Annotated in this window: 31 protein-coding genes; 17 read left to right on the top strand and 14 right to left on the bottom strand. The window is 70.2% G+C overall.

Annotated elements, in window-relative coordinates; genetic code table 11:
• Positions 1-223 precede the first annotated feature (223 nt).
• From ACMCNK_RS23930 to ACMCNK_RS23915, 4 genes are read right to left on the bottom strand one after another with little or no spacing between them, the layout of a single operon-like run.
• The gene (locus ACMCNK_RS23930; RefSeq protein WP_412738607.1) at positions 224-1,537 is read right to left on the bottom strand and encodes a hypothetical protein; all 1,314 of its coding nucleotides are present in this window, start codon (positions 1,535-1,537) and stop codon (positions 224-226) included.
• The gene (locus ACMCNK_RS23925) at positions 1,534-1,848 is read right to left on the bottom strand and encodes a hypothetical protein (protein WP_412738606.1); all 315 of its coding nucleotides are present in this window, start codon (positions 1,846-1,848) and stop codon (positions 1,534-1,536) included. The genes ACMCNK_RS23930 and ACMCNK_RS23925 overlap by 4 nt, the downstream gene beginning before the upstream one ends.
• Before the next feature lie 13 nt (positions 1,849-1,861).
• Positions 1,862-2,368 carry a hypothetical protein gene (locus tag ACMCNK_RS23920; RefSeq protein ID WP_412738605.1) on the bottom strand — a complete coding sequence of 169 codons (507 nt, stop codon included), beginning with the start codon at positions 2,366-2,368 and terminating at the stop codon, positions 1,862-1,864.
• 44 nt (positions 2,369-2,412) lie between these two features.
• A complete protein-coding gene (locus ACMCNK_RS23915; RefSeq protein WP_412738604.1) occupies positions 2,413-2,658 on the bottom strand; it encodes a hypothetical protein in 246 nt (81 codons plus the stop codon).
• Between the two features lie 339 nt (positions 2,659-2,997).
• Between ACMCNK_RS23915 and ACMCNK_RS23910 the strand changes: the two genes are divergently transcribed.
• Complete coding sequence (locus ACMCNK_RS23910; protein ID WP_412740970.1) at positions 2,998-3,183, top strand: DNA-binding protein; 186 nt, start codon at positions 2,998-3,000, stop codon at positions 3,181-3,183.
• A gap of 426 nt (positions 3,184-3,609) precedes the next feature.
• Here ACMCNK_RS23910 and ACMCNK_RS23905 read toward each other — a convergent pair whose 3' ends face one another.
• On the bottom strand, positions 3,610-3,759 hold the full coding sequence (locus tag ACMCNK_RS23905) for a hypothetical protein (RefSeq protein ID WP_412738603.1): 150 nt from the start codon (positions 3,757-3,759) through the stop codon (positions 3,610-3,612).
• A gap of 530 nt (positions 3,760-4,289) precedes the next feature.
• Here ACMCNK_RS23905 and ACMCNK_RS23900 point away from each other — a divergent pair.
• Both ACMCNK_RS23900 and ACMCNK_RS23895 read left to right on the top strand, forming a co-directional pair.
• The gene (locus tag ACMCNK_RS23900) at positions 4,290-5,156 is read left to right on the top strand and encodes a helix-turn-helix domain-containing protein (RefSeq protein WP_412738602.1); all 867 of its coding nucleotides are present in this window, start codon (positions 4,290-4,292) and stop codon (positions 5,154-5,156) included.
• Positions 5,157-5,170: 14 nt separating this feature from the next.
• Complete coding sequence (locus ACMCNK_RS23895) at positions 5,171-5,365, top strand: DUF397 domain-containing protein (RefSeq protein WP_412738601.1); 195 nt, start codon at positions 5,171-5,173, stop codon at positions 5,363-5,365.
• Between the two features lie 51 nt (positions 5,366-5,416).
• On the opposite strand, the gene ACMCNK_RS23890 is transcribed toward ACMCNK_RS23895, so the two are convergent.
• From ACMCNK_RS23890 to ACMCNK_RS23870, 5 genes are read right to left on the bottom strand one after another with little or no spacing between them, the layout of a single operon-like run.
• The gene (locus ACMCNK_RS23890; protein ID WP_412738600.1) at positions 5,417-6,076 is read right to left on the bottom strand and encodes a prepilin peptidase; all 660 of its coding nucleotides are present in this window, start codon (positions 6,074-6,076) and stop codon (positions 5,417-5,419) included.
• Between the two features lie 4 nt (positions 6,077-6,080).
• On the bottom strand, positions 6,081-6,947 hold the full coding sequence (locus tag ACMCNK_RS23885; RefSeq protein WP_412738599.1) for an oxygenase MpaB family protein: 867 nt from the start codon (positions 6,945-6,947) through the stop codon (positions 6,081-6,083).
• 5 nt (positions 6,948-6,952) lie between these two features.
• A complete protein-coding gene (locus ACMCNK_RS23880) occupies positions 6,953-8,161 on the bottom strand; it encodes an MAB_1171c family putative transporter (RefSeq protein WP_412738598.1) in 1,209 nt (402 codons plus the stop codon).
• A gap of 6 nt (positions 8,162-8,167) precedes the next feature.
• Positions 8,168-8,671, bottom strand: a complete 504-nt coding sequence (locus ACMCNK_RS23875; RefSeq protein ID WP_412738597.1) for a hypothetical protein — start codon at positions 8,669-8,671, stop codon at positions 8,168-8,170.
• Between the two features lie 49 nt (positions 8,672-8,720).
• On the bottom strand, positions 8,721-9,167 hold the full coding sequence (locus ACMCNK_RS23870) for an XRE family transcriptional regulator (RefSeq protein WP_412738596.1): 447 nt from the start codon (positions 9,165-9,167) through the stop codon (positions 8,721-8,723).
• A gap of 661 nt (positions 9,168-9,828) precedes the next feature.
• On the opposite strand from ACMCNK_RS23870, the gene ACMCNK_RS23865 reads away from it, so the two are divergent.
• The 11 genes from ACMCNK_RS23865 to ACMCNK_RS23815 all read left to right on the top strand — a co-directional run bounded on the left by ACMCNK_RS23865 (position 9,829) and on the right by ACMCNK_RS23815 (position 17,800).
• Entirely contained in the window at positions 9,829-10,053 is a 225-nt protein-coding gene (locus tag ACMCNK_RS23865) for a hypothetical protein (RefSeq protein ID WP_412738595.1), read from the top strand.
• Between the two features lie 32 nt (positions 10,054-10,085).
• Positions 10,086-10,634 (top strand): hypothetical protein, encoded by a 549-nt coding sequence (locus ACMCNK_RS23860; RefSeq protein ID WP_412738594.1) that lies wholly within the window; start codon positions 10,086-10,088, stop codon positions 10,632-10,634.
• Positions 10,628-11,554 carry a hypothetical protein gene (locus ACMCNK_RS23855; protein WP_412738593.1) on the top strand — a complete coding sequence of 309 codons (927 nt, stop codon included), beginning with the start codon at positions 10,628-10,630 and terminating at the stop codon, positions 11,552-11,554. The genes ACMCNK_RS23860 and ACMCNK_RS23855 overlap by 7 nt, the downstream gene beginning before the upstream one ends.
• Positions 11,555-11,713: 159 nt before the next feature.
• Entirely contained in the window at positions 11,714-12,322 is a 609-nt protein-coding gene (locus ACMCNK_RS23850) for an SAF domain-containing protein (RefSeq protein ID WP_412740969.1), read from the top strand.
• A 1-nt stretch (position 12,323) separates the two neighbouring features.
• The gene (locus tag ACMCNK_RS23845; RefSeq protein WP_412738592.1) at positions 12,324-13,133 is read left to right on the top strand and encodes a hypothetical protein; all 810 of its coding nucleotides are present in this window, start codon (positions 12,324-12,326) and stop codon (positions 13,131-13,133) included.
• Positions 13,130-14,551 (top strand): CpaF family protein, encoded by a 1,422-nt coding sequence (locus ACMCNK_RS23840; protein ID WP_412738591.1) that lies wholly within the window; start codon positions 13,130-13,132, stop codon positions 14,549-14,551. Before ACMCNK_RS23845 ends, ACMCNK_RS23840 begins: the two co-directional genes overlap by 4 nt.
• Positions 14,539-15,444 (top strand): type II secretion system F family protein, encoded by a 906-nt coding sequence (locus tag ACMCNK_RS23835; RefSeq protein WP_412738590.1) that lies wholly within the window; start codon positions 14,539-14,541, stop codon positions 15,442-15,444. The genes ACMCNK_RS23840 and ACMCNK_RS23835 overlap by 13 nt, the downstream gene beginning before the upstream one ends.
• Entirely contained in the window at positions 15,441-16,334 is an 894-nt protein-coding gene (locus ACMCNK_RS23830) for a type II secretion system F family protein (protein WP_412738589.1), read from the top strand. Before ACMCNK_RS23835 ends, ACMCNK_RS23830 begins: the two co-directional genes overlap by 4 nt.
• Before the next feature lie 287 nt (positions 16,335-16,621).
• Positions 16,622-16,813 (top strand): hypothetical protein, encoded by a 192-nt coding sequence (locus ACMCNK_RS23825; RefSeq protein WP_412738588.1) that lies wholly within the window; start codon positions 16,622-16,624, stop codon positions 16,811-16,813.
• 91 nt (positions 16,814-16,904) lie between these two features.
• Positions 16,905-17,288, top strand: a complete 384-nt coding sequence (locus tag ACMCNK_RS23820; protein WP_412740968.1) for a TadE family protein — start codon at positions 16,905-16,907, stop codon at positions 17,286-17,288.
• Positions 17,285-17,800, top strand: coding sequence for a TadE/TadG family type IV pilus assembly protein (locus tag ACMCNK_RS23815; RefSeq protein WP_412738587.1), 516 nt, complete (start codon positions 17,285-17,287; stop codon positions 17,798-17,800). Before ACMCNK_RS23820 ends, ACMCNK_RS23815 begins: the two co-directional genes overlap by 4 nt.
• Positions 17,801-17,970: 170 nt before the next feature.
• Here the strand turns inward: ACMCNK_RS23815 and ACMCNK_RS23810 are convergent, their stop codons facing one another.
• The 4 genes from ACMCNK_RS23810 to ACMCNK_RS23795 all read right to left on the bottom strand — a co-directional run bounded on the left by ACMCNK_RS23810 (position 17,971) and on the right by ACMCNK_RS23795 (position 20,913).
• On the bottom strand, positions 17,971-18,789 hold the full coding sequence (locus ACMCNK_RS23810; RefSeq protein WP_412738586.1) for a methyltransferase domain-containing protein: 819 nt from the start codon (positions 18,787-18,789) through the stop codon (positions 17,971-17,973).
• Positions 18,790-18,924: 135 nt separating this feature from the next.
• Positions 18,925-20,019: a DUF4037 domain-containing protein gene (locus ACMCNK_RS23805; RefSeq protein WP_412738585.1), complete on the bottom strand. Its 1,095-nt coding sequence runs from the start codon at positions 20,017-20,019 to the stop codon at positions 18,925-18,927.
• A gap of 57 nt (positions 20,020-20,076) precedes the next feature.
• Positions 20,077-20,679 (bottom strand): hypothetical protein, encoded by a 603-nt coding sequence (locus tag ACMCNK_RS23800; protein WP_412738584.1) that lies wholly within the window; start codon positions 20,677-20,679, stop codon positions 20,077-20,079.
• 18 nt (positions 20,680-20,697) lie between these two features.
• Positions 20,698-20,913: a hypothetical protein gene (locus ACMCNK_RS23795; protein WP_412738583.1), complete on the bottom strand. Its 216-nt coding sequence runs from the start codon at positions 20,911-20,913 to the stop codon at positions 20,698-20,700.
• A gap of 1 nt (position 20,914) precedes the next feature.
• On the opposite strand from ACMCNK_RS23795, the gene ACMCNK_RS23790 reads away from it, so the two are divergent.
• Genes ACMCNK_RS23790 through ACMCNK_RS23780 form a run of 3 tightly spaced genes read left to right on the top strand, consistent with a single transcriptional unit; the run spans position 20,915 to position 25,284 of the window.
• Positions 20,915-21,370 (top strand): pilus assembly protein TadG-related protein, encoded by a 456-nt coding sequence (locus ACMCNK_RS23790; RefSeq protein ID WP_412738582.1) that lies wholly within the window; start codon positions 20,915-20,917, stop codon positions 21,368-21,370.
• Between the two features lie 33 nt (positions 21,371-21,403).
• Positions 21,404-24,325: a BTAD domain-containing putative transcriptional regulator gene (locus ACMCNK_RS23785; RefSeq protein WP_412738581.1), complete on the top strand. Its 2,922-nt coding sequence runs from the start codon at positions 21,404-21,406 to the stop codon at positions 24,323-24,325.
• Positions 24,322-25,284 (top strand): DUF2637 domain-containing protein, encoded by a 963-nt coding sequence (locus ACMCNK_RS23780; RefSeq protein ID WP_412738580.1) that lies wholly within the window; start codon positions 24,322-24,324, stop codon positions 25,282-25,284. The genes ACMCNK_RS23785 and ACMCNK_RS23780 overlap by 4 nt, the downstream gene beginning before the upstream one ends.
• Positions 25,285-25,448: the final 164 nt, after the last annotated feature.

Genomic DNA, 25,448 nt, shown 5'->3' with positions numbered 1-25,448 from the left:
TTGAGCCGGTCGGCGGTGATGGTCGGGACGGTCCCGCGGTGGGGACTCCAGGCACGGATCTGATGGCAGAGGCGTTCGGCCGGCTGAACGCCGTTGGGACCATGGCCGGTGGCGCCAGTTCCCGACGTTTCCGTCGCATGGTCACTGCGGCACAACGTGCCCACGCGACTCGTGATCAGCTCGGGCCCGTCGGGCCCGCGCTGAGGGGTCCCGCGGTGGGGTGTCAGGTTGTGGGTCGGGTGGGGTTGGGTTTCCAGCCGTTGCCTTGGGTCCAGGCGTTGCTGCCGACGGCGGGGGCGGGGAAGGGCACGGTGTCGTGGCCGCGGCCGCCGAGGTCGGGTCGTTCGTGGCGTTCCTGTTCGTCGATCTTGATGAGGGTGGCGAGGAGTTCGACATGGCGGCGCTCGGCGTCGGCGAGGTACCCGACGAACGCGCTGACCGTATCGAGAAACGCCTTCTCCGGATTGCTGCAGGAGGAGAACAGGCCGTGGACGTTCTCGCGGTACGCCTGCATAGCCTCGATGAGGGTGCCGATGCGTTCGAAGCCAGCTACGGCGTAAGCGTTGCGGAGCCCTTCAAGCAAGGAGGCGGCCTTCTTGCCTTCCTCGGCGAGCCAGTCGGCCTGGGCCTGGATCTGCCCGAGGTAGGTACTGGCGTTCTCCGCGTACTGGGTGAACGCGGACGCGGCGGTGCCTTCCCAGTACAGGGCCAGGCCGTGGGTGTCGGCGTCCATGTTGGTGCGTAGCTCGCCGTAGGTGTTTCCGACGGAGTGGATGAGGTCGGCGCGGTTCCGGATCACTTTCGGGCTGGACCGCCACGCGTGGATGATCAGGTCGCTCAGGGGCAGACGTTCACTGGTACCGAGGTCGGTCAGGATTGCCTCCAGTTGCAGCAGTTCGCTGCGGTACTGCTGGACGAACTCGTCGAGCTGGTCGTGTTCGCCGTTGTCGTAGTAGGTGGTGCGGCCCCCGCTGAAGCCGAGATCGTTGCCGTCGCTGCTGCCGATGACGAGGGGTTCCTCGACGACGCGGGTGCTGGGCAGCACCTCGTGGCGGGTGGCGGTGAGCCGATCGTTGCCGGGCGGAATGACCAGCGCGGACCGGTCATCGGGGTCAGGGCGGTGATGCTGCGCGGTGGACACCACGCCGGCGCCGCCGAGGCGGGTGCCCACCGTGCTCGTGTACCCGTCCGCGACGGCCAGATACGGCTGCAGATCCCGGTTGACCACATCGAAGCTGGTCGCGACGGACAGGTCGGTGTGCTCGTAGTCCGTGGCGATCTGCAGCAGCCCGTCGGCCATGCGGTCCATCTCGTCCTTGGCGGTGAGGGACTCGTCGACGCGGCTGTCCAGCGCGATGCTCCAATCGCGGCGTAGCTGGTCCGAGACGGGCAGGGTGCCCCACACGCCGGACGGGATGGCGCCGATGTCGTCGAGGTAGCGGCGAATCGCGCTGTAGGTGACGGCGTCCTCATAGCGTTCCACGCCGTAGCTGACCAGCGCGCGGGACTCGGCGCGCAGGGTGCTGGTGTCGGTCATTTCTGCCCCGTGAATCTTGTCGTCTCGGTGGTGTCGTCGATGGGTGGCATCAGCTCGGCGCCCAAGGGTGTGCCGAAGTAGTTGATGCGGAGTTGCCGGTATTGGCGCCGGTGGTCGGCCACGGCAGCGATCAGGCCGGTGCGGATTTCCGCGGCGACCTCCTGGGCGGTGCACGTGCGCAGCATGCCGGGCCGGATCTGGACGTCGATGTCGCCGTCGGGGGCGCGAACGACTTTGATCCAGCCGTCGCGGGAGGTGCCGGTGGCGCGGATGGCGGCCACGGCGTCGAAGTAGCGGTCGAGGTTGCTCACACCCGGGTCCGTTCTACTCGGCGGGCAGGGTCAGGCACTGGTGCGCGACCGTGCGGGCGAGGTTCTGGCTGAACGTGACCGCGTCCTCGACGGTGCCGGGCCGGGTCGGTACTTCCACCACGATGCGGGTCCAGCGGGGGTGTTTCGCCGCGATCACGGCGGCACGGACGTTGTCGCCGATCTGCTCCGTGCACGCCCGCGACGTCACATAGTCGGCCTCGCCCGCGGGAGGCGCTGCAGCGCCGTTGCAGGGCGCGGCCTGGACCTCGCTGCGTAGCTGCTCGGGCCGGGTGTCGCCGGTGAGCAGGACAGTCGTGGTGCCGGAAAACCGCTGATCTGTCGAGGTGAACGCCAGCGTGCACCGGGTGGACGACTGGGTCAGATGTGTCGTGTCGGGCTCGCTGATCCCCCAGGTCCCCCCAGCCGCTGAGGGCAGCGCCTTGGCCAAGCTGTCACAGCTAGGCACATCTGGATGCTCGTCAAACGGCTTCCACCACAGCAGCACAACGACCAGCAGCACGACAGCCGCCGCGGCCCCACCGATCAGGACCCGCGGCCTGGGAATTACCAAGGCCGCCGCCGGTCCGAGGAATCCTTCTGACCGGCGCCATCGGCTGAGGCCAGCTTCTGCAATGTAGCCAACGCCACCCGGGCCGCTGCGCGGACCTGGCGTGCCAGGCTCTGCTCGGTGTGCCGATTCAACGCCTGAACGCCGACCTCTACCCGGCCGTCAGTACTCGCCATGATCTGTACCGACTTGTCCGGCGACGACACCACCGCGTCGGGCCGCCCCCCGTTGCCTTGCTGCACGCACCACACCTCTCAAGAGACGCGAGACATGCTAGCGAGTACAGCCGCCGCAGGCTGCCCCGTTGATCACAGCCCACCGTCGACAAGCCCGATGACGTTCAACCCCTCCCCCGCTTCGTATCGCCGGAACTTCCGCTTCGTCGCCCTTCGCAGCAGCGACCACGACACACCCGTCCGTCAAAGCGGATCGACCTACTTGCTTGGCATTCGGAGTGCCGAGCCACTGAATCTTCGGTTGTTGCGGTAACGGGCTTGAAGGGCCGCTCTCTCAGCGGACCCAGATGGCGACGTCCTAGTCCGGTGACTATAGTCGTGCGAGTGACGAACAATTTGCGCTTTATGGGTGCCCACGAGATCCGGATCCGACTCGGCGGGATCAGCAGACAGCGGGCATACCAGATCACCAGTCGCGCCGACTTTCCGGGGCCGGTCGCCGGCCTTGAGCAAGGTAAGGTGTGGCTGGTCGAGGACGTCGAGACGTGGATCAGTGTTCACCGGCCCCAGCAGGCCAAAAGTCCGCAGTAGCTTCCCACCTCGACGCCAGCCCTGACCGCCCCAATGCTGCCCACGGCGTGCACAGGCATGGCCCGTGCCTCGGTACGCCGCCATCCCGTACAGAAGATGAACTGACCGCCAGACCACTGAGGCAACTTCCCTGCCGCACCCGCCTGGAACGACGGCGCAGTCGTCGACCCGGACACGGTCGCCATGCTGAAGAACGCGATCACCGAAATCCTGGACCACTGGAACATCCGAGCCGGATTCCCTACTGGCTGACGATCTCAAGGACTCCCAGACAAGCGCTCCGTTGCCAAATCACTCCACACAGCTTGCCGTTGGCCTTCGACACGAGGTGAGCGTCGGGTTGGTCAACCCGCTGCGTTACCGCGCGTCCGTCAAAGCGAGCCGCGAGCCCGCCGCGCGAGGTTGCGTTACGTGGGTGGCGACGTTTCACTCGGCTGCACCTCTGGCCCATCCGATGAAGCGTTCATAAAGGCCGATCGGCTTGGGCCGCCCTCTTGTCGCGCTGTCGTCAATGGCGTCATACATCTGCATCGACAGGTACACGAGCAGGCTCACGCGGTCGTCGGCATACTCCACGAAGAGGTCATCTTGCGCGGGCCGGCACGGCCACGGCTGTTGGCAGAGTCCACAGTCCCAGGCTGGCCGGTGGGGTTGATGCCCGCCCTCTGGCCTTCGGATGGCGGTCACGAGTGCTTGCCGTCAGCTGGACCGCTCTGCGGCTGGCTCGACTTGTCCCACGGACATCGGGCCGGGTAGGCCGCGATCTGTTGCGATGTCCAGGCACCGAAGTTGCCTCCCGTCGCCGCATATCGTCTGCGGACGTCTTGCAGGAGCGCGTCCGGGCAGGGCCAGGGCAACCCGCAGGTGCAGCTGCGCGCTCGAATGAACCGCCAGCGTCGGCGTCGCTGATGCACGGATACCCCTAAGCAGGTCGGCGGGTACGGCGGCGTGCCCAGCGGCGTGATGAACCACTGCCCGGGCCGCCACACCAGGATGCACCTACGGGACAGGCGTATGCAAGGCTTGCAAATCACTGATGGGCATTCGCCTGACCGTGTGGATGCGTGATCACGAGGCCGGGCACACTGAGAGAACGGAGCGAGAGGATGGACGTGGCAGGACGCAAGGCACCGACCATTCGGCTACGCCGGCTCGCCGGCGAGCTGAGGCGGCTGCGCGTGGCTGCGGGACTCAAGCAGGAAGAGGTCGCCGAACGCACGGGTCTTGACGCATCGTCGATCTACCGCATCGAGCGGGCGCTCAACCGCCCGCAGCGGCGCACCGTGATGACGCTCCTCAACCTCTACGGCGTCAACGATCCAGACCGGCAGGCCACGTTGCTGAGCTGGCTCAAAGACTCCGGACAGCAGGGTTGGTTCCAGATCTACGAGCCGTACCTGCCCGAGCAGTACCAGACCTATATCGGCTTCGAGTACGAGGCAGAGAGCCTGCTCAACTTCGAGAACCAGTTCGTTCCGGGCCTGCTGCAAACTGAAGATTACGCCCGCGCCGTGATCCGCAATGTCGTCCCGAACATCGCGGCAGAGGACGTCGAACGCCGCGTTGAGGTGCGGCTGCAACGGCAGATTGTCTTTCAGCGACCGACCCCGATGCAGTTGTGGGCGATAGTTGACGAGGCTGCCGTTCGACGCGAAGTGGGCGGACGAGCGGTCATGCAGGCACAGCTCAAGCACCTTGTTCACGCCGCGTCGTCACCGCACATCAAGCTTCAAGTGGTGCCATTCGAGGCAGGCGCCCACCCGGGCATGCCAGGGTCCTGCATCATCATGAATTTCGCCGACCCGTTCGACGCCCCGCTGGTCTATCTCGACAGCCTCGCCGGCGATCTCTTCCTGGACACCACAAGCGACGTCGAACGCTTCTCCGAGATCTTCCAGCAGATCGCCACCCGGGCGATGAGCCCCACCCAAAGCAAGAAGTTGATTCAAGACGCGGTAAAGACCGCAGAGTGAGAGGAGTGCCGGTCATGGACCTCGCCGGCGCGAAGTGGTTCAAGAGCAGCCGCTCCAGCGGCAACGGGGCTTGCGTCGAAGTCGCCATCGTCGGCGACGGCGTCGCAGTCCGTGACACCAAAGACCGCGACAGCGGCACGCTCGCGTTCACGCACCAGGAGTGGCACGCCTTCGTCGATGGGGTGAAGCGCGGCGAGTTCGACCTCTGAGCGACCCATGAACCTAATCCGGCATGCGGCAGGTCTGCCCGCTCGGCACCGTTAGCTCGCCAGGGCGCCGAGCAACCATCCAGCCAGGAGCGCTGGCCCCAGCGAGAGTGTCTCTTGGGTCGCCCCGGAAGTCCTCGCGACCAGAGCAACGCCTCCCTGGATCAGGAAGCCTGTGACGATTGCGGTCATGACGGCGCCCATGCTCAGCCAACCAAGGTTCAATGCGATCACGCCGCTGAAGACGACGTCTCCCAGACCGAGTTGACCTGGCAGGGCCAGGGCGATCATCAGCAGAACGCTCGCGGTGATGAGACCGGCGGCAAGCGCCTGCAGAAGCGGAGCGGGGCTTGCGCCGAGCGCGACGGCAATGGTGAAGCAGACGACGCTGGCACCGGCCAGAATGCCGGTGATGGCGTGTGGAAGCCGGTGGCGGCGCAGGTCGATAATTGCGAGACCGACTCCGAGCACGGCGAAGATCCAGAATGCCGGCAGGACGGGCGAAGCTGTGAGGCTCCACGTGACGATTCCGGAGGTGGCGCCGGTCAGAAGCGAGATGCTCGCGCTGGTCGAGCGGCGCGCGGGCGCGCCGTGCCACCATCCTCGCGGTATCCGGAGGCCGCCGTGTGCTGGCGCTGAGTACGCGATCGCGGCGACCGGGATGCCGGCGAGAGCGCCTGCGAGGGCGAAGCCGCCTGCGGCGATGACGTTCATGGCCTCACGAAACCGTGGTACCGCTGCCAGGCCCGAGGGTGGAGAGGTCGTAGCCGTGTGGATAGGTCTTTCCGACGATTCCTTCCGCCAGCCAGCCGCGGCTGCGGGGTGGTGCGCCGTGCCGGAGCCATGTGGCTCGCCCGCCCAGTGCGGTGGCTAGGAGCAGCCTGGCCCATCCGGGTGGTGCGGCGATTCCGGTGGCCTCGCGTAGCGGCGGGTCTAAAAGGGCGCGGATGATGCCGCTGGTCAGGGGTGCCAGGGGTCGGGGCAGGGGACCGAGGAGGCCCTGGGTGGCGGCCATGAGCTGTGCGGCGGCCGGGGTGTACGCGAAGTGCTGTGCCTCGTAGCTGTCGTAGAAGGACTGGTAGGCGTCCCACGTCGGCGGGATGTCGGTGATGTTCATGCGCCGGCCAAGCGTGGTGTAGAAGGTCAGCATGGCGGTCCGTTCGTGGCAGCACAATGGCCGCCAGCCGTGCTGGTCGATCCATCGGGCAGGCTCGAACAGGAAAGTGCCCAGCACGTACCGGTAGTCGTCGTTGCTGATGGTGAACCGGCGGTGGATCTGGTTGAGCCGTCGGGTGGCGGTGCGCCCATCGGGGTGGTCAAGACCCTGCTTGACCAGGGTGTACATGAGGATGCCGGTGTCGTCGGCGCGCCGGTCGGTGCGGTCAATGATCTCACCAGTGCTCGCGAGGGTCTCGGCGATCGAGGGCACGGCGAAGGTGCGCCAGAACGCGAGCAGTAGCCCCATCCGGGAGTCGAAAGGAAAGTCGTACAGCGCGGTGGCCTGATAGATGGCCTGGTAGTCGGCGACCGGGTCACGGCGGCGAATGTCGGCGATGCGGTCGTAGCGTCCGCGACGGTGCAGCATGATCGTCATCCTTTGTCTGCGGCAGGCACGTTGGCCTCGGCCCGTGGGGCGGGAATCCGGTCGAGGGCGGCGGCGAGTTGTACCAGCCAGGCGATGTCGTCGCCGTGGTCGGGGGCCGTCGCCGCAGGCCCGGTGCCCAATGGCACCGGCCGGGCGAGTTCTTTGGTGCGGACACGGTCAGCGGCGGTGCGAATCCGCAGCGCCTCGCGCACGACGTCAACGGGCATGTGCTGTGCGGCGGCGAGCTCCTCAGCGTCGGGCACCGTGTCCGGCATGTGGGGTGCCAGGGCCAGCCGTCCGTCGCGGATCTCGACCAGGCGCCGGTACAGGCGAAAGTCGAGGTCGCCGAGCGTGCCCCAGCCGGGAGTGGGTTGTTCGAGCGCGATGCCGGGGATCGCGCGGTACATCACATCCCACAGTGGGCGCAGCTGGCGGTACTGGCGCCGCTTGCGCAGCCAGGCGGTGCCTGCGGTCAGCTTCGGCCCCCACGACGGCATGGTGAGCCCGACGGCGAGGGGCGGGGAGGCCAGGCACGCGAACAGCACCCCGAGCTTGCTCAGGTCGGGCAGGTACACCCCGGACCAGGCGAGCACGACGAAGACGGACTTGCAGAGGGCGTAGCCGAGGGCGACGCAGGACCCCACTGAGACGATCCGCAGCCCACGCCGCAGCCAGGGATGACTACCGGTAGTGGCGACGTGGCGGGCGAACTGATGTCCCCGGACCGCGGTGGCGACCAGGCCGGTGGTGTACATGCTTACGTAGACCAGCAGGAACGCGCCCCCGGCGGCGGTGGGGCCGAAGGTTTCGTCGAAGTTGAGCGGGTGTTCGGTGGCCGTGTCGATGTGGAAGAACAGGACGATCATGGCGCCCAGGGCGGTGCCGTACCACGCGAGCAGGGCGGTGCCGGCGCGGCGGGCCTCGCGCGGGGGTTTGTGCCAGAGCAGCAGCATGATCGACACCACGATGCCGTAGCCCGCGATGCATCCGTACACGACCAGCGTGGCCAGGTCCGGTATGCCAGAGGCCCGTCCGATGTGCGGGTAGATGACCGGCGCGGCGACCGTGAACCCGGTGGCGGGCAGGACGATGGAGACAGCGAGCACCCACAGCGCCGCGTTGCTCGGCTCGCGGAACAACGCGAACACCTTGTAGCCCGCGGCAGTCCACGCCGCGATGGCGCAGAACAGGAAGACAGCGGAGGTCGCGTCCATCGGGCGTTAACCGTGTTCCAGGGATCGGCCGAGTTGCTCGACGACCGGGTCGGCGGCGTGGTCGGGGGCGGGGGCGGCCCACGGGTGGGCGCGCTGGCCGAGCAGGGAGGCAAGGATTTCGGCCTCCTGTTCCTCGATGGTGCTGTAGGTGGTGCGGCCCAGCATCGCGCGGATCACGGCGGGGTCCAGGTGGCGGAACAGCTGGACGTCGGCGTCGGGGTCGAGGGCCTGTAGCTGGTGGCCGAGCAGCAGGTGGGCCAGCTCGTGCAGGACGATGTGGTCGCGCTGCGGCCCGGTGGCCGACTCGGTGACCACGAGGTAGTCCGCCGAGCCGGCGGCCACGCACAGCCCGGACGGTGCACCGGCCGGCAGGGCGAAGGGCAGCAGGACGATCGGGCGACCCCGCCGGGTGCCGAGGTCGGCGAGCAGGGCCTCGATGTCGAACGGGTCGGGCACGTCGATGCTGCGAGCCAATTGCTCGCAGCGTCGTCGTACCTGCCGCAGGGACACGCGTGCCTCACCTTCATGATCGCGAGCCGGTCCATGATTGGACCTGCATTCAAGCCTGTCTGGTGTCGTCTTCGCGACGTTGTTCCAAATCGGCGATCACGCGGAGAAGCTCGGTGATGGCGCCGATCTGCTCCTGGGCTTGGGGGACGACGGACTGACGCAGGGCCACCGTGCGGGCCCGGACCTGCTGCAGCGCGGCCGCCAACATCAGCTCCTTGTCCACCTCCGTGGCCATCGACTCGGAGGTGAAGTACTCGACCGGGACACCGAAGAACCGGGCCAGGCCCTTCATATGGCTCAGCGTCGGATCGGTGCTGCGGCCCGAGCGCAAGTGGCCGATGTAGGCGTGGGAGATGGGGTCACCGGCGGCGGTGACCGCGTCGGCGACCTCCCGCAGGGAGTACAGGGTCCCGTCGGGTTTGCGCACCTTGTCGAACAGGGCGTTCAGCCGGTCTGCAATCGACGAGCCGGGTTGCGGTGGAGAACTCTCGTCCATGAGGGCTCCATAGGGGACTGGGCGGGGGGACTGTCGAAGCAAATATACAGCTTCGACTCTCAATGTCTATGCGGGTTGACACCATCACCGACCGTGTGCCTATGATCGACGCACTTCGAGATCGTGGGCACTGTCCGGATTGGTCTCACGTGCTGGTTCGCGCCATGCACGACCGGGGCTAGTGGTGCCCTTCCGTCCACAGTGATGCCCTGCCCTGGATCCGACAGGCGTGGGTCGACGGCTCGGACGGCGGGGGCTGGCAGCCACCCCGCGGTCCGGCGGCCGCGCGAACGGGAACCTAGCCCACCCGGCCGCGACCGGCACGACGTGGTGCCCTCGTGACGTCGTGACGGGCACTCACCAAGTAGCCGGCCCTGAACCCATTCCACACTGGCCGACCGTCGCAGCGCGCCACGGCACGGCACGACGCCTCATACCGTCCGGCCCCACGGGCGCACACCACGGCCCGTGAGGTGCAGCATCCGTGCTAGGAGGTGAGTAGGGAGCTGAGCGTTGGCAAGTCCTTAAGGACTATGGCACTGGAGTTGCCAGTCATGGTCGGCGCCCACTAATTCGGAGCCCCAAGACACGTCGAACGCAGAACCCCGCCCAGCAATCGCCGAGTGAACGTCGAGCAGCGGAACGCCATCGGGGAGGGCACATGCGCAAGAGGATTCACGACATCATCGAGACGCTACGCCTTCGGATCGCACGGGTGCGCAGGCACCGCGACTCACGCGATGCCATCACTTGGCGCGGCAGCGGACACCGGCGTTCGCGGGATGTCGCCGCTCAGATACTGCGGGACGAGGACCGCCGGTTGCAGGGAATCCCCAATCCGCACCCTGCCGACATCACGCCCGAATTCCTACGATCCCTGTACTGAGGGGCTGTCCACGAGTTGGGGAGGTAATCCCGATGTTCGCCCGTCCGGTTCTGGTTGGTCTCGTCGCGGTCTCGGTCCTGCTGAGCGCGGGGTGTGGCTCGGGCAAGTCCAAAAACACGCCGACCAACCCGCCACCGGCACCGTCGTCTGCTGCGCCGAACCGGGGACCGAGCACGGCCGCTGAGCAGGACGCGTTGACTGCGTACCGCGGCATGTGGAGCGCGTTTGTGGAGGCGGCAAAGACGTCTGACCCGGAAGCGCCGGATGTCCGCAAGTACGCCTCGGAGCAGGCATTGAAGCTGATCTCCAGCTCGCTGTACTCGGACCGAAGCAACAGGCAGGTCACTCAGGGCGAGTTGCACATCGACCCGAAGGTGACCGCGTTGAAGCCCGTCGGCACGCCTACCGAAGCGACGATCGTCGACTGCGTCAACGACGAGAACTGGCTGAAGTACCAGGCATCCGGCGGACTTGTGAACGACGTTCCGGGCGGCAAGCACCACACGACCGCCACAGTGAAGCGCACCCATGATGGCTGGAAGGTTTCTTCATTCATCTTGAGGGAGAAGGGGACATGCTGAGGAACGCTCGGGGGATCGTCCTGGCCATGATCCTTACCGTGACGGCGCTGCTTTGTGCGCCGGTCGCAGCGTCAGCGGATTCGGGTACCGGCATTGTGCAGTGCAGGGCCGGCGACTCCCGGCCTGAGTGCAGTGTCGGTGTTGCCGGTCCTGGAGAACCCGGCGGCGGCAACAACGGCAAGGGCGGTCCGGAGGGCCGAGGCGGTGCCGGCAGGTGCCGCGATCCCCAGGGCAGGGAGATTTCGTGCCAGCGGGATGGAGGTTGGGCTGGTGCGGACGGCTGCTACTACGAGCCTGCTGACCTGTCACCAGTCATGATCGAGAACCTCGGCGGTCAGCCCGCTGGGGAGGGCGGCTGGTACCAGAAGGTCTGTTACGGCCCGGACGGTCAGGCGACAACGGGCTTCGGTGGGCCGGTGTGGATCGCGGGCGCGCCTCATGCGGTGTCGCCGGAGATCCTGGCGCGGCAGGCGCGAGCCAAACTGCGGTTGCCCGAGGTGACGATTCGGATGAACCCGCCGGGTGACCAGCTCGTGAACCTGCCGGTCTGGCTCGCACTCGACAAGGCGTCGTGGAAGACGCAGTCGGCCACGGCCTCAGTGCCCGGGGTGAGCGTGACCGCGACCGCACGGCCCGTGTCGGTGGTCTGGTCGATGGGCGACGGCTCCACCCGCACCTGTGACGGGCCGGGCACGGCGTGGAGGCCCGGTACCGATCCGAAGGCGGCGTCTCCGGACTGCGGCTACGTCTACCGGCGCTCGTCGGCGGGCGCTGCGGGCGGCTCCTACACGGTCGCCGTGACGGTGACGTGGGAGGTGACCTGGGCCGGGGCGGGCCAGACCGGCACGGTGCCGGGCCTGACGACGGCCGGTCAGGTGCAGACCCGTGTACAGGAGTCCCAGGCGGTCATCAGCCGCTAGCACCAAGGCAAATCCGTAAGTAGAAGCGCCAAGTCGGGGAGGACGTTGGTCATGGCGCTAGGTTCCGTGCGCCCAAAATCAGGGCTGGAAGATCACCCCACGGTTCCCGCATCACGTGCGGGTCGGGGACCGTGGCGGGCGGCCCGCCGCCGCCGCAAGCTGCCGTTCGTCGCGCTGGGCGGCCTGCTGGTCATCGTTTGTGTGCTGGGCTACGCCTGGGGCGCCCTGCGCCTCGGTGACCGCGTGCAAGTCCTCGCGGTAGCCCGGCCCGTCACCGCAGGGCAGGTGCTCACGGCCGTCGACCTTCGGCAGGTCTCGGCAGCGCAGGACCCGGGGGTGCAGCTGATCCCCGCCGGGCAGGCGCAGCAAGTGATCGGCCGGACCGCCGTCGTACCGCTACTGCCCGGGACGCTGCTAACGCCGTCGCTGGTGGGTGACGCGGCGTTCCCGCCCGCCGGGAAGGTCACCGCGTCCCTCGCTCTCAGGCCGGGCCAGTACCCGCAGGGCCTCGCCACCGGCGCCCGGGTCGCGGTGTACGTCTCTGCTGCCGGGACGGGCGAGGACGGGCAGATCGCCCCGGCGAACGCCTCCAGGCCGGGATTAGCGCCGGTGCGGATGCAGGCGGTGGTGCTCGGAGTGGACCTCGCCGGTGACGGTCAGGGCGCCACCGTGATCACGCTGCTGCTCGACGCCTCCGACGGTGCGCGCCTCGCCGCCGCGCCGGCGGGCCGAGTCGTGCTGATGCAAACCGCGCCCGGAGGGGACTGACGTGCCCCTGATCGCCGTGGCCTACGTGAAAGGCCGTCCCGGTGCGACGACCACCGCGCTCGGGCTGGCCGCCCTCGCCCCCGCACACGCGCGACCGGTGGTGGTGGAGGCGGACCCGTCCGGTGGAGACCTGATTCGCCGCCTCGGCCTGGCAGCGACGCCGAGCGTGGTGGACCTGGCCGCCGCCGCCCGGGGCACTACCCCGGCCGAGGACGCGCTCGCCGCCGGGACACAGGAGGCTGTCATCGGCCAGGTGGGGGTACCGGTGGTGGTGGCCCCGGCGGGCGGGGCGCAGACCCGCGCCGCGCTGCCAGAGCTGACCGGCGCGGGACGGGCGGTACTGACCACCCGCGAGCGCCTCCTCGTCGCTGACTGCGGGCGGTTGGCCCCCGGGCCTGCGGCGTGGCCGCTGCTGCGTCTGGCCGACGTGGTCCTGGTGATGGCCCGCGCCCGCACCGATGACCTTGCCCATCTCCGCGAAGCGCTGGCCGACCTCGTGGACGTAGGCGCGGGCCGTCTGGTGGTGCTGCTCGCCGCCGGCGGCCTGTACCCGGCCGCCGAGGTCGCCGACGTGCTCACCCGGCACGTCGTGAAGGAACTCGCCCGCGACCCGAATGCTATCGACGTGCTCGGTCCGCTACCGACCGACCGCAAGGCCGCCGCGGTGCTCGGCGGGGACCTGCTTGCCGCGCGCAGGTGGCGGCGGCTGCCGCTGATGCGCGCCTACACGGGTCTACTCGACACCCTCGCGCCGCACCTGCCCATCACCGCATCGACCCCGACGGACTTTCGTGAGGAGACGCCCCGATGAGTAACCCCTTCGCGCCCCGGCCGCTGAGCCGCCACCGCGACGGGTTCCCGCCCGAGCCGACCGCCGTCGCCACGGAGATCCCGGCGGTACGGCGTATCCGCCGGGACGTAGCCGAGCGGTTGACCCGGGCCACCCGGGCGCACGAGAGCGCTTCGGGCCGGGTGATGACGGCCGCTGAGCAGCAGGCGGCCACCCGTGATCTGATCACCGCCGCGCTGGACGCGTACGCGGCCGAGGAGATGAACGCCGGGCGTCCGCCGCTGCGCCCGGACGCGGAGTCGCGGGTAGGCCGGGCGGTCGCCGACATGCTCCTGGGTGCTGGTGGCTTGCAGCCGCTGCTCAACGACGAGCGGGTGGAGGACGTCCACGCCAACGGCTGCGATCAGGTCTTCGTGCGCTACACCGACGGCACCCGCCGCCAGGTCGCCCCGATCGCCGACTCGGATGCCGAGATGGTCGAGCTGATCCGCCGTCTCGCTGCCGACGCCGGCCGCGCCGAGACCGGGGGTGAGGGCGCGGAGGAGCGCCGCTGGGACCGGGCTGCGCCGATCCTGAGGTTGCAGCTTCCCGACGGTTCCCGCCTGCACGCGATCATGTCTGTCACCCGGCGGCCGGCGCTGAGCATCCGCCGGCACGGCTACATCAAGGTCACCCTCGCGGACCTTGAGCAGATCGGCACCCTCAACCCGCTGCTGCGGGAGCTGTTCGCCGCCGCCGTACGCGCGAGGTTGAACACCCTCGTCGCGGGACGCACCGGAGCGGGCAAGACGACCCTCCTTCGGGCCCTCGGGTCGGTCATCGACCCGGACGAGCGGATCGTGACCATCGAGGACACCTACGAGCTGGCCTTGGATGCGGACAAGGCGCTGCACCCTGACGTGGTGGCGTTGCAGTCGCGGGAAGCCAACGTCGAGGGCGAAGGTGCCATCGACATGTCGGAGCTGTTCCGCTCCGGGCTGCGGATGTCGCCGGACCGGGTGATCGTCGGTGAGATCCGGGGCCACGAGGTCATCCCGATGCTCAACGCGATGAGCCAGGGCAACGACGGCTCGCTGGGCACCGTCCACGCGTCCTCGAGCGCCGGGGTGTTCAAGAAGCTCGCCCTGTACGCGGCGCAGTCCCCAGAACGCCTCGAACCAGCGACCACGAACCTCCTCGTCGCCGAGGCGGTGCACCTGGTCGTTCACCTCGGCTTCGGCGACAACGGCCGCCGCGTGGTGACCTCCGTCAGGGAGGTCGTCGACGCCGACGGACTGTCCGTGGCGTCGAACGAGATCCTGCGGCCCGGCCGCGACGGGCGTGCCGTTCCGGGGGCACCACTGTCCACCGCTCTGCTGTCGCTGCTCAGCGGGGCAGGGTTCGACCCCCGCCTGGTGGAAGAGGCCCGGACCGCCCCGGGTGGGGGGTGGACGTCGTGACGTTGACGGTGCCCCTGGCCGCGCTGCTGGGGCTGGGAACCGCGTTCGGTGCCGTGCTGGTGGCCGTCGGGCTGTCCGGCCAGGACAACGGGCCCGCGGGCCTCGAGGCCACCTCGTGGCTGTCGAGGTCCACCTCAGCCCGTGGGCCGGTCGACCGGCCCCGGGTCGTCCAGTGCCTGGCCGCCGGGCTGGTGGTGGCCGTGCTGACCCGGTGGCCCGTCGCGGCGGCGCTAGCCGCCGTGGGGGCGTGGGTGCTGCCGGACATTATCGGCCCGGACCGGGACCACGCACGCCGTGTCGCCAAGATCGAAGCGATTGCCACGTGGACCGAGGCGCTGCGCGACAACCTGTCCGGCGCAGCCGGGTTGGAACAGGCCATCACCGCCAGCGCCATCGAGTCCCCGGAGCCGATCCGCGACGAGGTGACCCGCCTCGCCACCCGGTTGCAGCGCAGTTGGCGGCTGCCGGCGGCGTTGCGGGCGTTCGCCGCCGAGCTGGCCGACCCCACCGCCGACCTCGTGGTGGCCGGGCTGCTCATGGCCGCCCGGGGCAGCGCCGGGCAGCTCGGCGAGGTGCTCGGTGAGCTGGCCGCCTCGGCCCGCGCCAAGGTCGCCAGCCGGCAACGGATCGCCGCCGGACGCAAGCGCAACCGGACCTCGGCCCGGGTGATCGTCGGGGCGACCCTCGCCATGGCCGGCGTGCTGACGCTGCTCAACCGGGGCTACCTCGCCCCGTTCGACTCCGCGTTCGGCCAGCTTGTCCTGATGGCGGCCGGGGGCTGCTTCGCCCTGGCCTTCTTCTGGCTTGGCCGGCTGATGCGCGACTGCGACGCCGCCCGAATCTTGGCCGGCGTCGCCTCGACCACGGACGCGGAGGCGGTGGTGCGGTCGTGACCGGGATGGTGTTGCTCGCCGGGCTCGGTACTGGGCTCGGACTGTGGCTGGTCGTGGTCGGTTGGTTCCCGCCGCCGCCGCGCCTGGACAAGGCCCTCGACGCCCCGCACGGACTGACCCGGGCCGTGGAGGTGGAGGCGGCGCCGCAGGGGTGGACCGGACGGTGGGGCCGCCCGGCGGTGCGGTTCCTGCGTCGCGCCGGGCTGCCCCTGGCGAGTACCCGCCGGGACCTGGCGGCGCTGGACAAGCTGGTCGACGTGCACCTCGCCGAGCAGGCCACCGCCGGCGTGATCGGGCTGCTGCTGCCTCCGGTCGCCGCGGCCCTGGCCGCCTTCGCCGGCCTCGACACCGGCGCGACCACGCCAGCGGCGGCCTCGCTGATCCTCGGCGCGGCCGGGTTCCTCGCCCCCGAGCTGTCGGTGCGCGCCGACGCGGCGAAGTACCGGGCAGCGTTCCGCGACACCCTGTCGTCCTTCCTGGACCTGGTCGTGATCAGCCTGGCCTCCGGGTCGGGTGTGGATCAGGCCCTCGACGACGCGGCGAAGGTGGGCTCCGGCCCTGCCTACACCGAACTGCGCTACGCGCTCACCGAGGCGCGGCTGGCCCGGGTCGCCCCGTGGGAAGTCCTCGGCGCGCTCGGCAAGCGGGTCACCGTCGCCGAGTTGCAGCAGCTCGCCGCGACCGTCGGCCTGGCCGGCACCGAAGGCGCCCGGGTCCGTTCCTCGCTGCGCTCCCGCGCGGTGGCGCTGCGCGAGCGGCAGCTCCACGACGCCGAGGGCGATGCCAACGCCGCTACCGAACGCATGGCCCTGCCGATCGTGGCCCTGTTCGCCGGGTTCTTGATCTTCCTGGGCTACCCGGCCATCGCTGCGGTGATGGGCGGCCTCTAGGTGCACCTGGCCCCGACCGAGAGAGCCGGCGACCAGGCCCGCGACGCCCGCACGGGTGCCGCTACCCACAGCCCTACTGGAGAGGAGTGATCAATGACCGTCAACCACACCGTGCCACCGAGCACACGACCTGGACGCCGACGTAACGGGCCGTCGTACTGACCGAGCCCCACCTCACGGCGGCCCCGGCTGCCACCAGCGGTGAGAGCCTCCCCGCTCGCTGCTGGGCAGTCCCCACTTGCCGCACTCCTGCCGTACCAACACCAGTTCCGAGGAGGGACACCGCAATGCCTGCTCTGTGGAGCTACCTCGCCGCCCAGATGCGGTACCGCTGGGCCGTCGTGCGCACCACGAAGGACGCCGGCTACACCACCGAGGCGGTCGTGGCGACCGCCGTGCTCGTCACCCTGGCCATCCTCGCCATCGGGATCATCTACACGAAGGTCTCTGGCAAGGCCAACAGCATCGACCTCGGCTGAGAGGCCGACGTCGGTGACTGCCTTCCGAATCCGCCGTGCCGAGCGCCTGGCCCTCGGTAGGGCCGGGTGGCTACGCGCCCGCTGGCGGCGCGTGGCCGCCCGCCCCGACGCGGGCGCGGCGACAGCCGAGCTGGTCATCGCCATGCCGCTGCTGCTGTTCCTCGTCATGGCCGTGATCCAGGCCGGGGTGTGGATGCACGCCACCCACGTTGCCCAGGCCGCCGCCACAAGGGCCGCCACCACCGCCGCCGCATTCCAGTCGAGTGCCGGCGCCGGCCAAGGCGCCGGCAGCAACACCCTCGCCGCGATCGGCAGCGGCGTGCTCAAGCAGCCGTCGGTGTCTGTCAGCCGCACCGCCACCGAAGTCCGGGTGGAGATCCACGGAAAGGCGACCACCGTGGTCCCCGGCATGGGCTGGGGCGTCACAGCCGTGGTCGTGCGCCCCGTCGAACGCTGGACAGGAGGCAACCAATGATTACCTCCGCCCGGCTACGCGCGGCGTTCACCGCCCGGTGGCGACTGCTGACCGAGACCCCCGACGCTGGGGCCAGCACCGCCGAGATGGCCCTGGTGACGCCGCTGCTCGTGGCGGTGCTGCTGTTCGTCGTCATGTGCGGCCGGCTCGTGTCCACGCAGATCGACCTCGACGCCGCCGCCAGCAGCGGCGCCCGCACCGCCTCCATCAGCCGAGGCGGTAACGCCACCGCGCGGGCCGAGCGCACCGCGCGGGACACCCTCGCCGCCCGGGGCGTGACGTGCCGCAACGCGACGGTCTCGGTCAGCGGCAACCGGCAGCCGGGCGGCGCCGTGACCGTGCGGGTGGCATGCCGGGTTCCCCTGTCGGACTTGATCCTGCTGGGAGTGCCGGGGAGTCGGGTGGTCGAAGCGAGCGCGACCTCTCCGGTCGACCAGTGGCGAGGTAGAGCTCTCGGGTTCGCGAATTCTGAAGCATCCACGGCCACGAACCCGAGTACGGGTGGGCTGTGATGAGCGTACTGGCCCGCTTCGGTTCCGGAACTGGCGGTCGCGGCTGTTTGTCGGCGGACCGAGCCGGTTCGTCTGGGCTATGTGCGGGGGCGGTTGAGTCGGGTCTGCAGGACGGCTGCCAGGTCGAGCTGGTCGTTGTTGCGACACGCGTAGCAGTCCATGATCGAAAGCTAGCAATGGCTGTCTCTTCCGATGCCGGGCTGTGCGGGTCGATCCTCGGGGAGGCGGCCGGTGGCGGTGAAGAAGGTGACCGCGGCCAGGAACGGGCCGGTAGTCAGCTCGGCGAGCCACGCGCGGGCAGTGTCTTCGTCGAGGTGGCCGGCTTGCCAGGCGCGTTCGGCGACGGTCGGCATCCGCAGGATGGTCTCGGCGCTGCGGTAGTCGCGAAACACTGCGACGGTGGCGTCGACGGACTCGACGGTGAACCCAGCGTTGTGCAGCAGGCGGCCGAGGCTGCGGCCGATGGCCGCGTTGCGGACCACGTTGGTGGTGACGAAGCGGGTGTAGGCGCGGCTGGTTGCGGTGTCGGGGGCGTCGATGGTCAGGGTGTCCCAGTCCGGCTCGGCCAGCGCAACGCGGCCACCAGGGCGAAGAACGCGCTGCAGCTCGGCTACCGCCGTTGCCGGGTCGGCCAGATGCTGCAGGACGCGGTCGGCGTGGGCCCGGTCGACACTGGCGGCCTTGAGTGGCAGGGCGTGGGCGTCACCGGCCTGGATCTCGACGTAGGGGTAGGCGCGGGTTCGCTGCTGGGCGGTGTCGCGCATTGCGGGGTCCTGGTCGACGCCGATGACTTTGCCGGTGGGGCCGGTTGCGGCGGCCATGGCGGGCAGGTCGGTTCCGGGGCCGCAGCCAACATCGAGCAAGACGTGCCCAGGCCCGATCTGCAACTCGTGCAGTACGCGCTGCTTGTACTCGCGTCCGATATCGCTGGCGGCGGCCTCGTCGAGGTAGGTGATCTGGCGTTCGGCGTGAGTCGTGGATCCGGTCATGGGAGCAGCCAACCAGAGCCGGCGGTGATCGTGGTGGTGCCTTTGTGGAGGTCTGGTGAAGGCCAGCTGTGCAGGCTGCGGCTGTCTCCTGGTCGAGGCGCGCGGTTTGCGGACCTGGTTGCGCCGGATGCGCGGCTACTGGGCAAGCGGGTAGAGCGCGTCGGTGAGCGCGCGGCTGCGGGTGTGGTGGCCGAGGACGTCGGTGTTGTCGACGAACTGGTCGATGGCGCCGGTCAGCGGCAGCGCGCGCAGCGCGGGGTCGGTGATGCTGCCGATCAGCGCCTGGGTGAAGCGTTCGGCATGCAGGACACGGAAGGGCCGGTCGTGGAAGGACCGGACCTGCGGGTCGACCGGCGGCGTCAGGCCGAGGTCGTTGTGCAGGGCGGCGACGGTCTCGTAGGCGGTCACGAGGTGCCGCTCACGGTCGTGCCAGTTGTCGACGCCCAACGCGGCGGTCAGTGCGGCGCCGAGCCGGTCGGTGTCGGGCAGCCGGGCGAAGGCGGTGCCGAGCCACTTGCTGTAGGGCGGGTAGGTCCGGTCGATCAGCAGCCGCAGCCGCATCAGGTCGCGGACCAGCCGGGCGGCCACGACCGCCGAGCCCAGCTCGTCACCGACCTCGCCGCAGCGGCCGACGAACGGTTCCTCCTGGCTGATGCGCTGCCATTGGCAGGCCAGCACGTAGCGCCACACGTCGTCGGGATACCAGTCCAGCGCCCGCCGCGCCGTGTGCAGGACGCCGAGGCCGTCGTGGTGCACGGCGCCGTAGGTGACCTCGGCCAGGGACTGGGTGGGGGTGGCCAGCCAGTCTCGGGGCGTGATGCCGGTCAGCGGGTTGAAGCCGAGGTGGCCGGTGAGCCAGATGCCGAGTTCGGCGATCACGACGCCGTGTTGGACGCATCCGGTCGTGTGCCGCAAGTGTCGGGTGCCGTGCTCGGTGGGGACCAGGCTGGTCGGATAGCCGGCGATCGTGGCGGGCAGCCATTTGCTGAGCAGGTCGTCGATCCTGGCTCCGTGGCGGGCGACGTCGTCGGCGGTGAGGAACAGGTGCAGCCGCGGACCCCAGTCGTGGTCGGTGGACCGCTGCGTGTCGAAGCCGAGGACCTCGGACCCGGCGCCGATCAACGCCGCGCTGTAGGTGAGGTTGGGAAGGTAACGAGACAGCATGGGCTGGACCGCGTCGTCGTAAAGCCGGCGGGACAGCTCGATGCCAGAGATGAAGTCCACGGACACGCTCGGCATCCTCGCAGTGCGAAACGGTTGTCGGCGACGGGTTTCCGGGGCTGTCGGTCAGGCATGGTCGTCATTGGTGAGGTCCGGGTGGCTCAGGACGCCGGTGTATCGGGTGCCGGCTTCGATGCTCAGGCCGAACAGGTCGGCCAGCCTGCGGACGTCACCACCGGTGGCGTGGGCCTCGTCGAGGATGCGGTCTTCGCGGATCGCGGCGATCGACAGCTCGGGGCCGATGGTCAGCCAGATCCAGCGTCTGCTGCACTCCTCGGTCCGGCGGCCGGTGGGTTTGGTGAGGAACAAATGCGGGTTGCCGGTGTCGGGCCAGCGCTGTTGCCGCATGTCGAGGTAGGCGCGCAGGCGTTCGCGGACGGGCTCGGCGAGGATGATCACCCGGCCCTCGACGTGCAGCCGGCTGTCACGGACGTCGGTCAGCTGCAGGCGTTGGAGTTGCCCTGCCCGCAGGCCGTGGAACGCGATGAGGGCGACCAGCGCGGCGCGGGCCGGATCATCGGACATCAACGCGGCGCGCAGCAGCTCGACGTTGACCGGCAGCGGCCGCGTGGGCGCGTGGTAGCCGACCTTGACGTGGGCCGTGGGGTCGGTGAACAGCACCTTGCGGCCCTTGAGCAGCCGGCAGACGGACTTGAGGCCCTGCCCCACGGTCGAACGCGCGTTCCCCTACGGCGGCGGGGCATCGTGGACCTGCTCACGGGTGATCTCCCGCAGAGACGTGTGACCGGCGGCGCCCCAGACACGCATCGGCAACGCCCACTGCAGATGCAGCCTGATGGTGATCTCGGAACGGGGCCGGCGCCGCGGCGGGGCGGGGCTGCCGTGCTTCATCACCTCGTACCAGACAGTCAATTCGGTGCGCATCGTGTCTGACAGTTTCATGATGCGAACCGTGCACGCGGTGGCCGGATGGCTGCGCCGCCGCACCGGCCGCCTCGACGCCGGGCAGGTGACTCCGTTCGCGGTGCTGTTCACCGTCGCCCTCATGGCCGTAGCCGGCCTCGTGCTCGATGCCGGCCTGGCGCTGTCGGCCAAGGTGCGGGCCCTCGACGTGGCCCAGAGCGCGGCCCGCGCCGGGGCGCAAGAGATCGACCTGGCCGTATACCGCACGCAGGGCCGCGCCCAACTCGACCCCCGCCGCGCGGCGTCGGCGGCCCGGTCGTGGCTGGCCTCGGCCGGCATGGACGGCACCGCCTCAGCGACCACCACCACGGTCACGGTCACGGTGCGCCGCTCCAGCCGTACGCAGCTCCTGCAACTGGTCGGCGTGCGCAGCCTGCATGTGTCCGCCTCAGCGTCCGCGACCGCTGTGCATGGCGTGACCGGCCCCAATACCTGAACCCTGCCCGTCCCTCGGCAAGGAGTACCCCGTATGTTCCGCGTCGCCGCTGCCCTCGGCCGCCTGCTGCGCGCCCTGGCCGCGCTCGCCGTGCTGGTCGGCTTCCTCGCGGGCGTGCCGTGGCTGCTGACCGCCTCGGCCGGCTGGCCCCTGGACTGGATCGGCTGGCCGTCTCTCGCCCAGGTCCCGGGCCTCTCCGACCTCTACACGGCGGTCACGAGTCCGTGGTCGGATCAGATGATCGTGGACCTGCTGGCCTCGGTCGGCTGGGTGCTGTGGCTGATCTTCCTGCGCGATGTGCTCGTGGAGGTCATCGAGGCGTCCGCCGGTGCTGCCCGGCACGGCAGCCTACGCGCCCCGGTGGCGCGGCGCGGTCCGATCCGGTGGGTGGCGGCCGTGCTGGTCGGCGCAATCGTCGGGGCGGTGCTGTTCGACGCCGCCCGCGCCGCCCTGACCGGCACCGGGGTCCCGAGCGCCGCCGCAGCGGTGGCCGACGCCGCCGCGCGTCGCCCCGCCGTCGCGGTCGCCCCGGCACAGCGCACCGTCGCGCCGGCCGTCCTCGACCAGACCTGGCTCCAGTCCCGCCGCACCAGTGAGACAGCCACCTCAGCGCCCGCGAAGACCGCCCCACTCTCGCAGGCGCCCACCCATCATCGGCGCGGCATCCCGGCGTGGGCGCGAGACGCTCCCGGCGGCGTGCACCACGTCGCACGCGGAGACAACCTCTGGGACATCGCCGATCACCAGCTCGGCGACCCCCACCGGTGGCGAGAGATCTACACCCTCAACCGGGGCCACGTGCAGGCCAACGGCTACGCGCTGACCGACCCCGACGAGATCCACGTCGGGTGGGTCCTCGCCATGCCCGCCCGCGACGCCACCCCCGCGCCCGCCGCCCCGGCGGCAAAGCCCCACACCGTCACACCCCCGCCCGGCACACCCGGCGCCGGCCCGGCACCGCACGCCTCGGCAACCCCGCCGCCCGCCTCGGGCGACGCCGCGCCCGCACCCGCGCCGCAGACTCCGACCCCGACGCGAACCGAGCCGAGCATGCCGCCCGCCAGCACCACACCGCCGGCCAGTCCCTCGGCGCCGACAGCCAGCACCCCTTCGGCCATCTCCACCTCCACCGGGTCGGCCAACGCCACCGACAGCGCCACGAGTCAGCCGACGAACCGTCAGCGCGAGGAGACCGGGGTCAACCTGCCATCACGGGGCTGGGTCAGCCTCGGCCTGGCAGCCCTGATCGCGTCCGTGGCGTCACTGCTACGCCTGCAGCGACGCCGCCGCGCCCGGCTGACCTTCCCCATCCCGACCCGCTTCACCGCGCAGCCCGCACCGGTGCCCGAGGCCCTCGCCCCAGCCGACACGGCGGGTGCCCGCCACCTCGCCGCCGAAGACGTTGAACCGCACCGGCCTCCGACCCCGGCGATACTCGCCCCGATCGGCGTCGACGCGGACGGGGCCGAGGTGAGCCTGTTCGACCTGCCCGCCCCCGGCCTCGCCCTGACCGGCGCTGGCGCCGAGGCCGCCGCCCGCGCGGTCCTGGCGTCCGCGCTTGCCACCGGCGCGACGGAGATCCTGGAGCAGCGGCCGGTGGTGGTCACCACCGTCGAGGTCCTCGCCCGGCTGCTGCCCGACGGCGCCCCGCTGGTGGGCCTCGACCCCGACGGCACCACCTACGACGGGGAACGACTGATCATCCTGGACGAGGTCGCAGCCGCGGTCACCCACGCCGAGGAAGAGATGGTCCTGCGCAGGAGGTTGCTGGACACCTTCGACGTCGACAGCATCGCCGCGCTCAACGCGCGCACCGACCACGCCGAGGCGCAACAGCCGTACGTCCAACTCATCGAGGCCGCGCCCCGGCACGCCGCCCGCCTGCTCGCCGTGGGCGCCCACAAGGCGGCGCTGCACCTGCACCCGGTGATCCTCGGCCCGCTGGACGGAGTGCCGACGGTGGAGGTCAGGGCCGACGGGACCGTCACCGGCGAGAGCGCCGAGGCGCACCGGTTGTCCACGTTGACCGGTGACGACCTCGCTGCCGTAATGAGCATGCTGACCGACGCCGCTGCCCGCCCTGAGCTGGGTCATGACATCGACGACCCCACTCCGGAGATCGCATCCGCCGCAGAGGCGCCTGCGGAGCCGGCCGAGCCCGTGCCGGCGCAGCCCGCGCAGGCGCCGGGCATCGTGCGGCTGACCGTGCTCGGCCCGGTAACGGTCGCCACCGAGGCCGGACCGGTGACGACCGGGATGCGCAGCGGCTCCTTCGCCGTGCTCTGCCTGCTCGCGGTGCACCCGGCCGGGCGCACCCTCGACCAGCTCGGCGCCGACCTGCACCCCGACACCAACCCGAGCACGGCGGCCAACCGCGTCCGTACCGACATCGGGACGATCCGCCGCGTACTACGCACCGCCACCAGCCACGCGGAGGCGATGTTCGTGGTGCATGACCCGGCCACCGGCCGTTACCGCCTCGATCCCGACCTGGTGACGGTGGACCTGTGGCAGATGCTCACCGCAATCGAGCACGCCAACCGTGCCGAGGACGACGAGGCAGCGTTGACTGCGCTACGCGACGCCGCCGAGCTGTACGCCGGGGACTTCGCCGACGGCGGCGACCAGACCTGGATCACCGACCACGCCACCACCTACCGGCACCAGATCCTCGCCGTGTACGCCCGCATCGCCGAGATCGTGGAGCCTGACCATCCGGACCAGGCCGTCGCCGTCCTGGACCGTGCCCTGGAGTTCGACTCGGTCAACGAGGAGCTGTACCAACGCATTATGCGTATCCACGGCCGCGCCGGACGCCCGGACGTGGTGCGGCGCACGCTGCGCCGGCTCGAGCAACGCCTGGCCGAGCTGGGTGACGCCGAGCCGTCGCAGGCCACCCGCCGCGTCGCCGAACGCCAACTCCGCCCGACCACCACTGCAGGAGGCCGCCCGTGAGTCACAAGCAACTGCGGCGGCTGGTCTGGGCGGTCCGCATGACCCTCGCCCTCGGTGTGGCCGCTTCCATCACCGCCAACATCCTGCACGCCAAACCGCATCCGATCGCGCAGGCCATCGCGGCGTGGCCGGCGGTGGCTTTCCTCATCACAGTCGAGCTGGTCACCCGCATCCCGCTCGAACGGCGTGGGCTCGGCTACGTGCGCGCGGGCGTCTCCTACGGCATTGCTGCCATCGCCGCCTGGGTCTCCTACTGGCACATGGTCGACGTCGTGGCCCGCTACGGCGAGACCGGCAGCGTCCCCTACCTGCTGCCCTTGAGCGTGGACGGGCTCATCGTCGTGGCCTCGGTGTCCCTGGTGGAACTCGCTGGCCGTCGCGAGGCCCGCCAGGAACCAGCCGCTCCCGCCACGGCGGCCGAGCCCACCCCTGCGGTCACCACGAGCGGCCGCGCCGCCACCACCGCAACCACCGACCCGACCCCCGCGCCGGTGGCGCCGACGCTGCTGGTGCCACCCGCGCCGCTACCGGCCCACACGGGAACCGGGGCGGACGCCGGTCAGCCGGCGCCCTTTGCTGGCCCCGATCCGGCCACGGACGCCCGCGATGGCGCCGCCAGCGCCGAGGCGCCGCTCAACGGTGACCGCGACCCCCACGCCGAGGTGCCCCTGGAGCGGGAACCGCCGGACCATGACGAGGACGATCCGAACGACGACCCGGAGGACGAGACCAACGACGGCGCGAGCCTCGACCCGGACCTTATGCCGCTACTGCCCGCCGCCCGGCAGGCCCGCGACGAATTGCTGCGCGAAGGCCACACGGTCAGCCGCGACGCCCTCGCCCGCCGGCTGCGCCGCAACGGCACCGCCATCCGCAACGACCGCGTTTCCGAGCTGCTCCGAGAGCTGCGCCGCGAGGCACAACAGGTCAACGGCTCGCGCCCCACGGTGCCGGCCTAACCCGGCCGCACCCGCCCCCGGGCCAAGGATGACGCTCCTTTCTCGGTCAGGGGTGTGAGGCGCCGTCCCGTTCCGGGTGTCCCGGCCCGTGGCGGTGACCCGGTCGTCGGATGGTGTGTACCGAAGCATCGGTCGGTCTGGGGTGCTCTCGGGCGTGACGACGA

The organism is Krasilnikovia sp. MM14-A1259 (assembly GCF_047159535.1).
GTDB lineage: Bacteria > Actinomycetota > Actinomycetes > Mycobacteriales > Micromonosporaceae > Actinoplanes.
This window is presented reverse-complemented; position numbering and strand designations above follow the sequence as displayed.

Coding starts and splice junctions, on each gene's coding strand:
- ACMCNK_RS23810 (WP_412738586.1), bottom strand. CDS start 18,789: ATGACCGGATCCACGACTCACGCCGAACGCCAGATCACCTACCTCGAC.
- ACMCNK_RS23840 (WP_412738591.1), top strand. CDS start 13,130: ATGAGTAACCCCTTCGCGCCCCGGCCGCTGAGCCGCCACCGCGACGGG.
- ACMCNK_RS23865 (WP_412738595.1), top strand. CDS start 9,829: ATGCGCAAGAGGATTCACGACATCATCGAGACGCTACGCCTTCGGATC.
- ACMCNK_RS23910 (WP_412740970.1), top strand. CDS start 2,998: ATGGGTGCCCACGAGATCCGGATCCGACTCGGCGGGATCAGCAGACAG.
- ACMCNK_RS23785 (WP_412738581.1), top strand. CDS start 21,404: ATGTTCCGCGTCGCCGCTGCCCTCGGCCGCCTGCTGCGCGCCCTGGCC.
- ACMCNK_RS23895 (WP_412738601.1), top strand. CDS start 5,171: ATGGACCTCGCCGGCGCGAAGTGGTTCAAGAGCAGCCGCTCCAGCGGC.
- ACMCNK_RS23790 (WP_412738582.1), top strand. CDS start 20,915: ATGCGAACCGTGCACGCGGTGGCCGGATGGCTGCGCCGCCGCACCGGC.
- ACMCNK_RS23930 (WP_412738607.1), bottom strand. CDS start 1,537: ATGACCGACACCAGCACCCTGCGCGCCGAGTCCCGCGCGCTGGTCAGC.
- ACMCNK_RS23870 (WP_412738596.1), bottom strand. CDS start 9,167: ATGGACGAGAGTTCTCCACCGCAACCCGGCTCGTCGATTGCAGACCGG.
- ACMCNK_RS23900 (WP_412738602.1), top strand. CDS start 4,290: ATGGACGTGGCAGGACGCAAGGCACCGACCATTCGGCTACGCCGGCTC.
- ACMCNK_RS23880 (WP_412738598.1), bottom strand. CDS start 8,161: ATGGACGCGACCTCCGCTGTCTTCCTGTTCTGCGCCATCGCGGCGTGG.
- ACMCNK_RS23890 (WP_412738600.1), bottom strand. CDS start 6,076: ATGAACGTCATCGCCGCAGGCGGCTTCGCCCTCGCAGGCGCTCTCGCC.
- ACMCNK_RS23825 (WP_412738588.1), top strand. CDS start 16,622: ATGCCTGCTCTGTGGAGCTACCTCGCCGCCCAGATGCGGTACCGCTGG.
- ACMCNK_RS23855 (WP_412738593.1), top strand. CDS start 10,628: ATGCTGAGGAACGCTCGGGGGATCGTCCTGGCCATGATCCTTACCGTG.
- ACMCNK_RS23860 (WP_412738594.1), top strand. CDS start 10,086: ATGTTCGCCCGTCCGGTTCTGGTTGGTCTCGTCGCGGTCTCGGTCCTG.
- ACMCNK_RS23815 (WP_412738587.1), top strand. CDS start 17,285: ATGATTACCTCCGCCCGGCTACGCGCGGCGTTCACCGCCCGGTGGCGA.
- ACMCNK_RS23885 (WP_412738599.1), bottom strand. CDS start 6,947: ATGCTGCACCGTCGCGGACGCTACGACCGCATCGCCGACATTCGCCGC.
- ACMCNK_RS23795 (WP_412738583.1), bottom strand. CDS start 20,913: ATGAAACTGTCAGACACGATGCGCACCGAATTGACTGTCTGGTACGAG.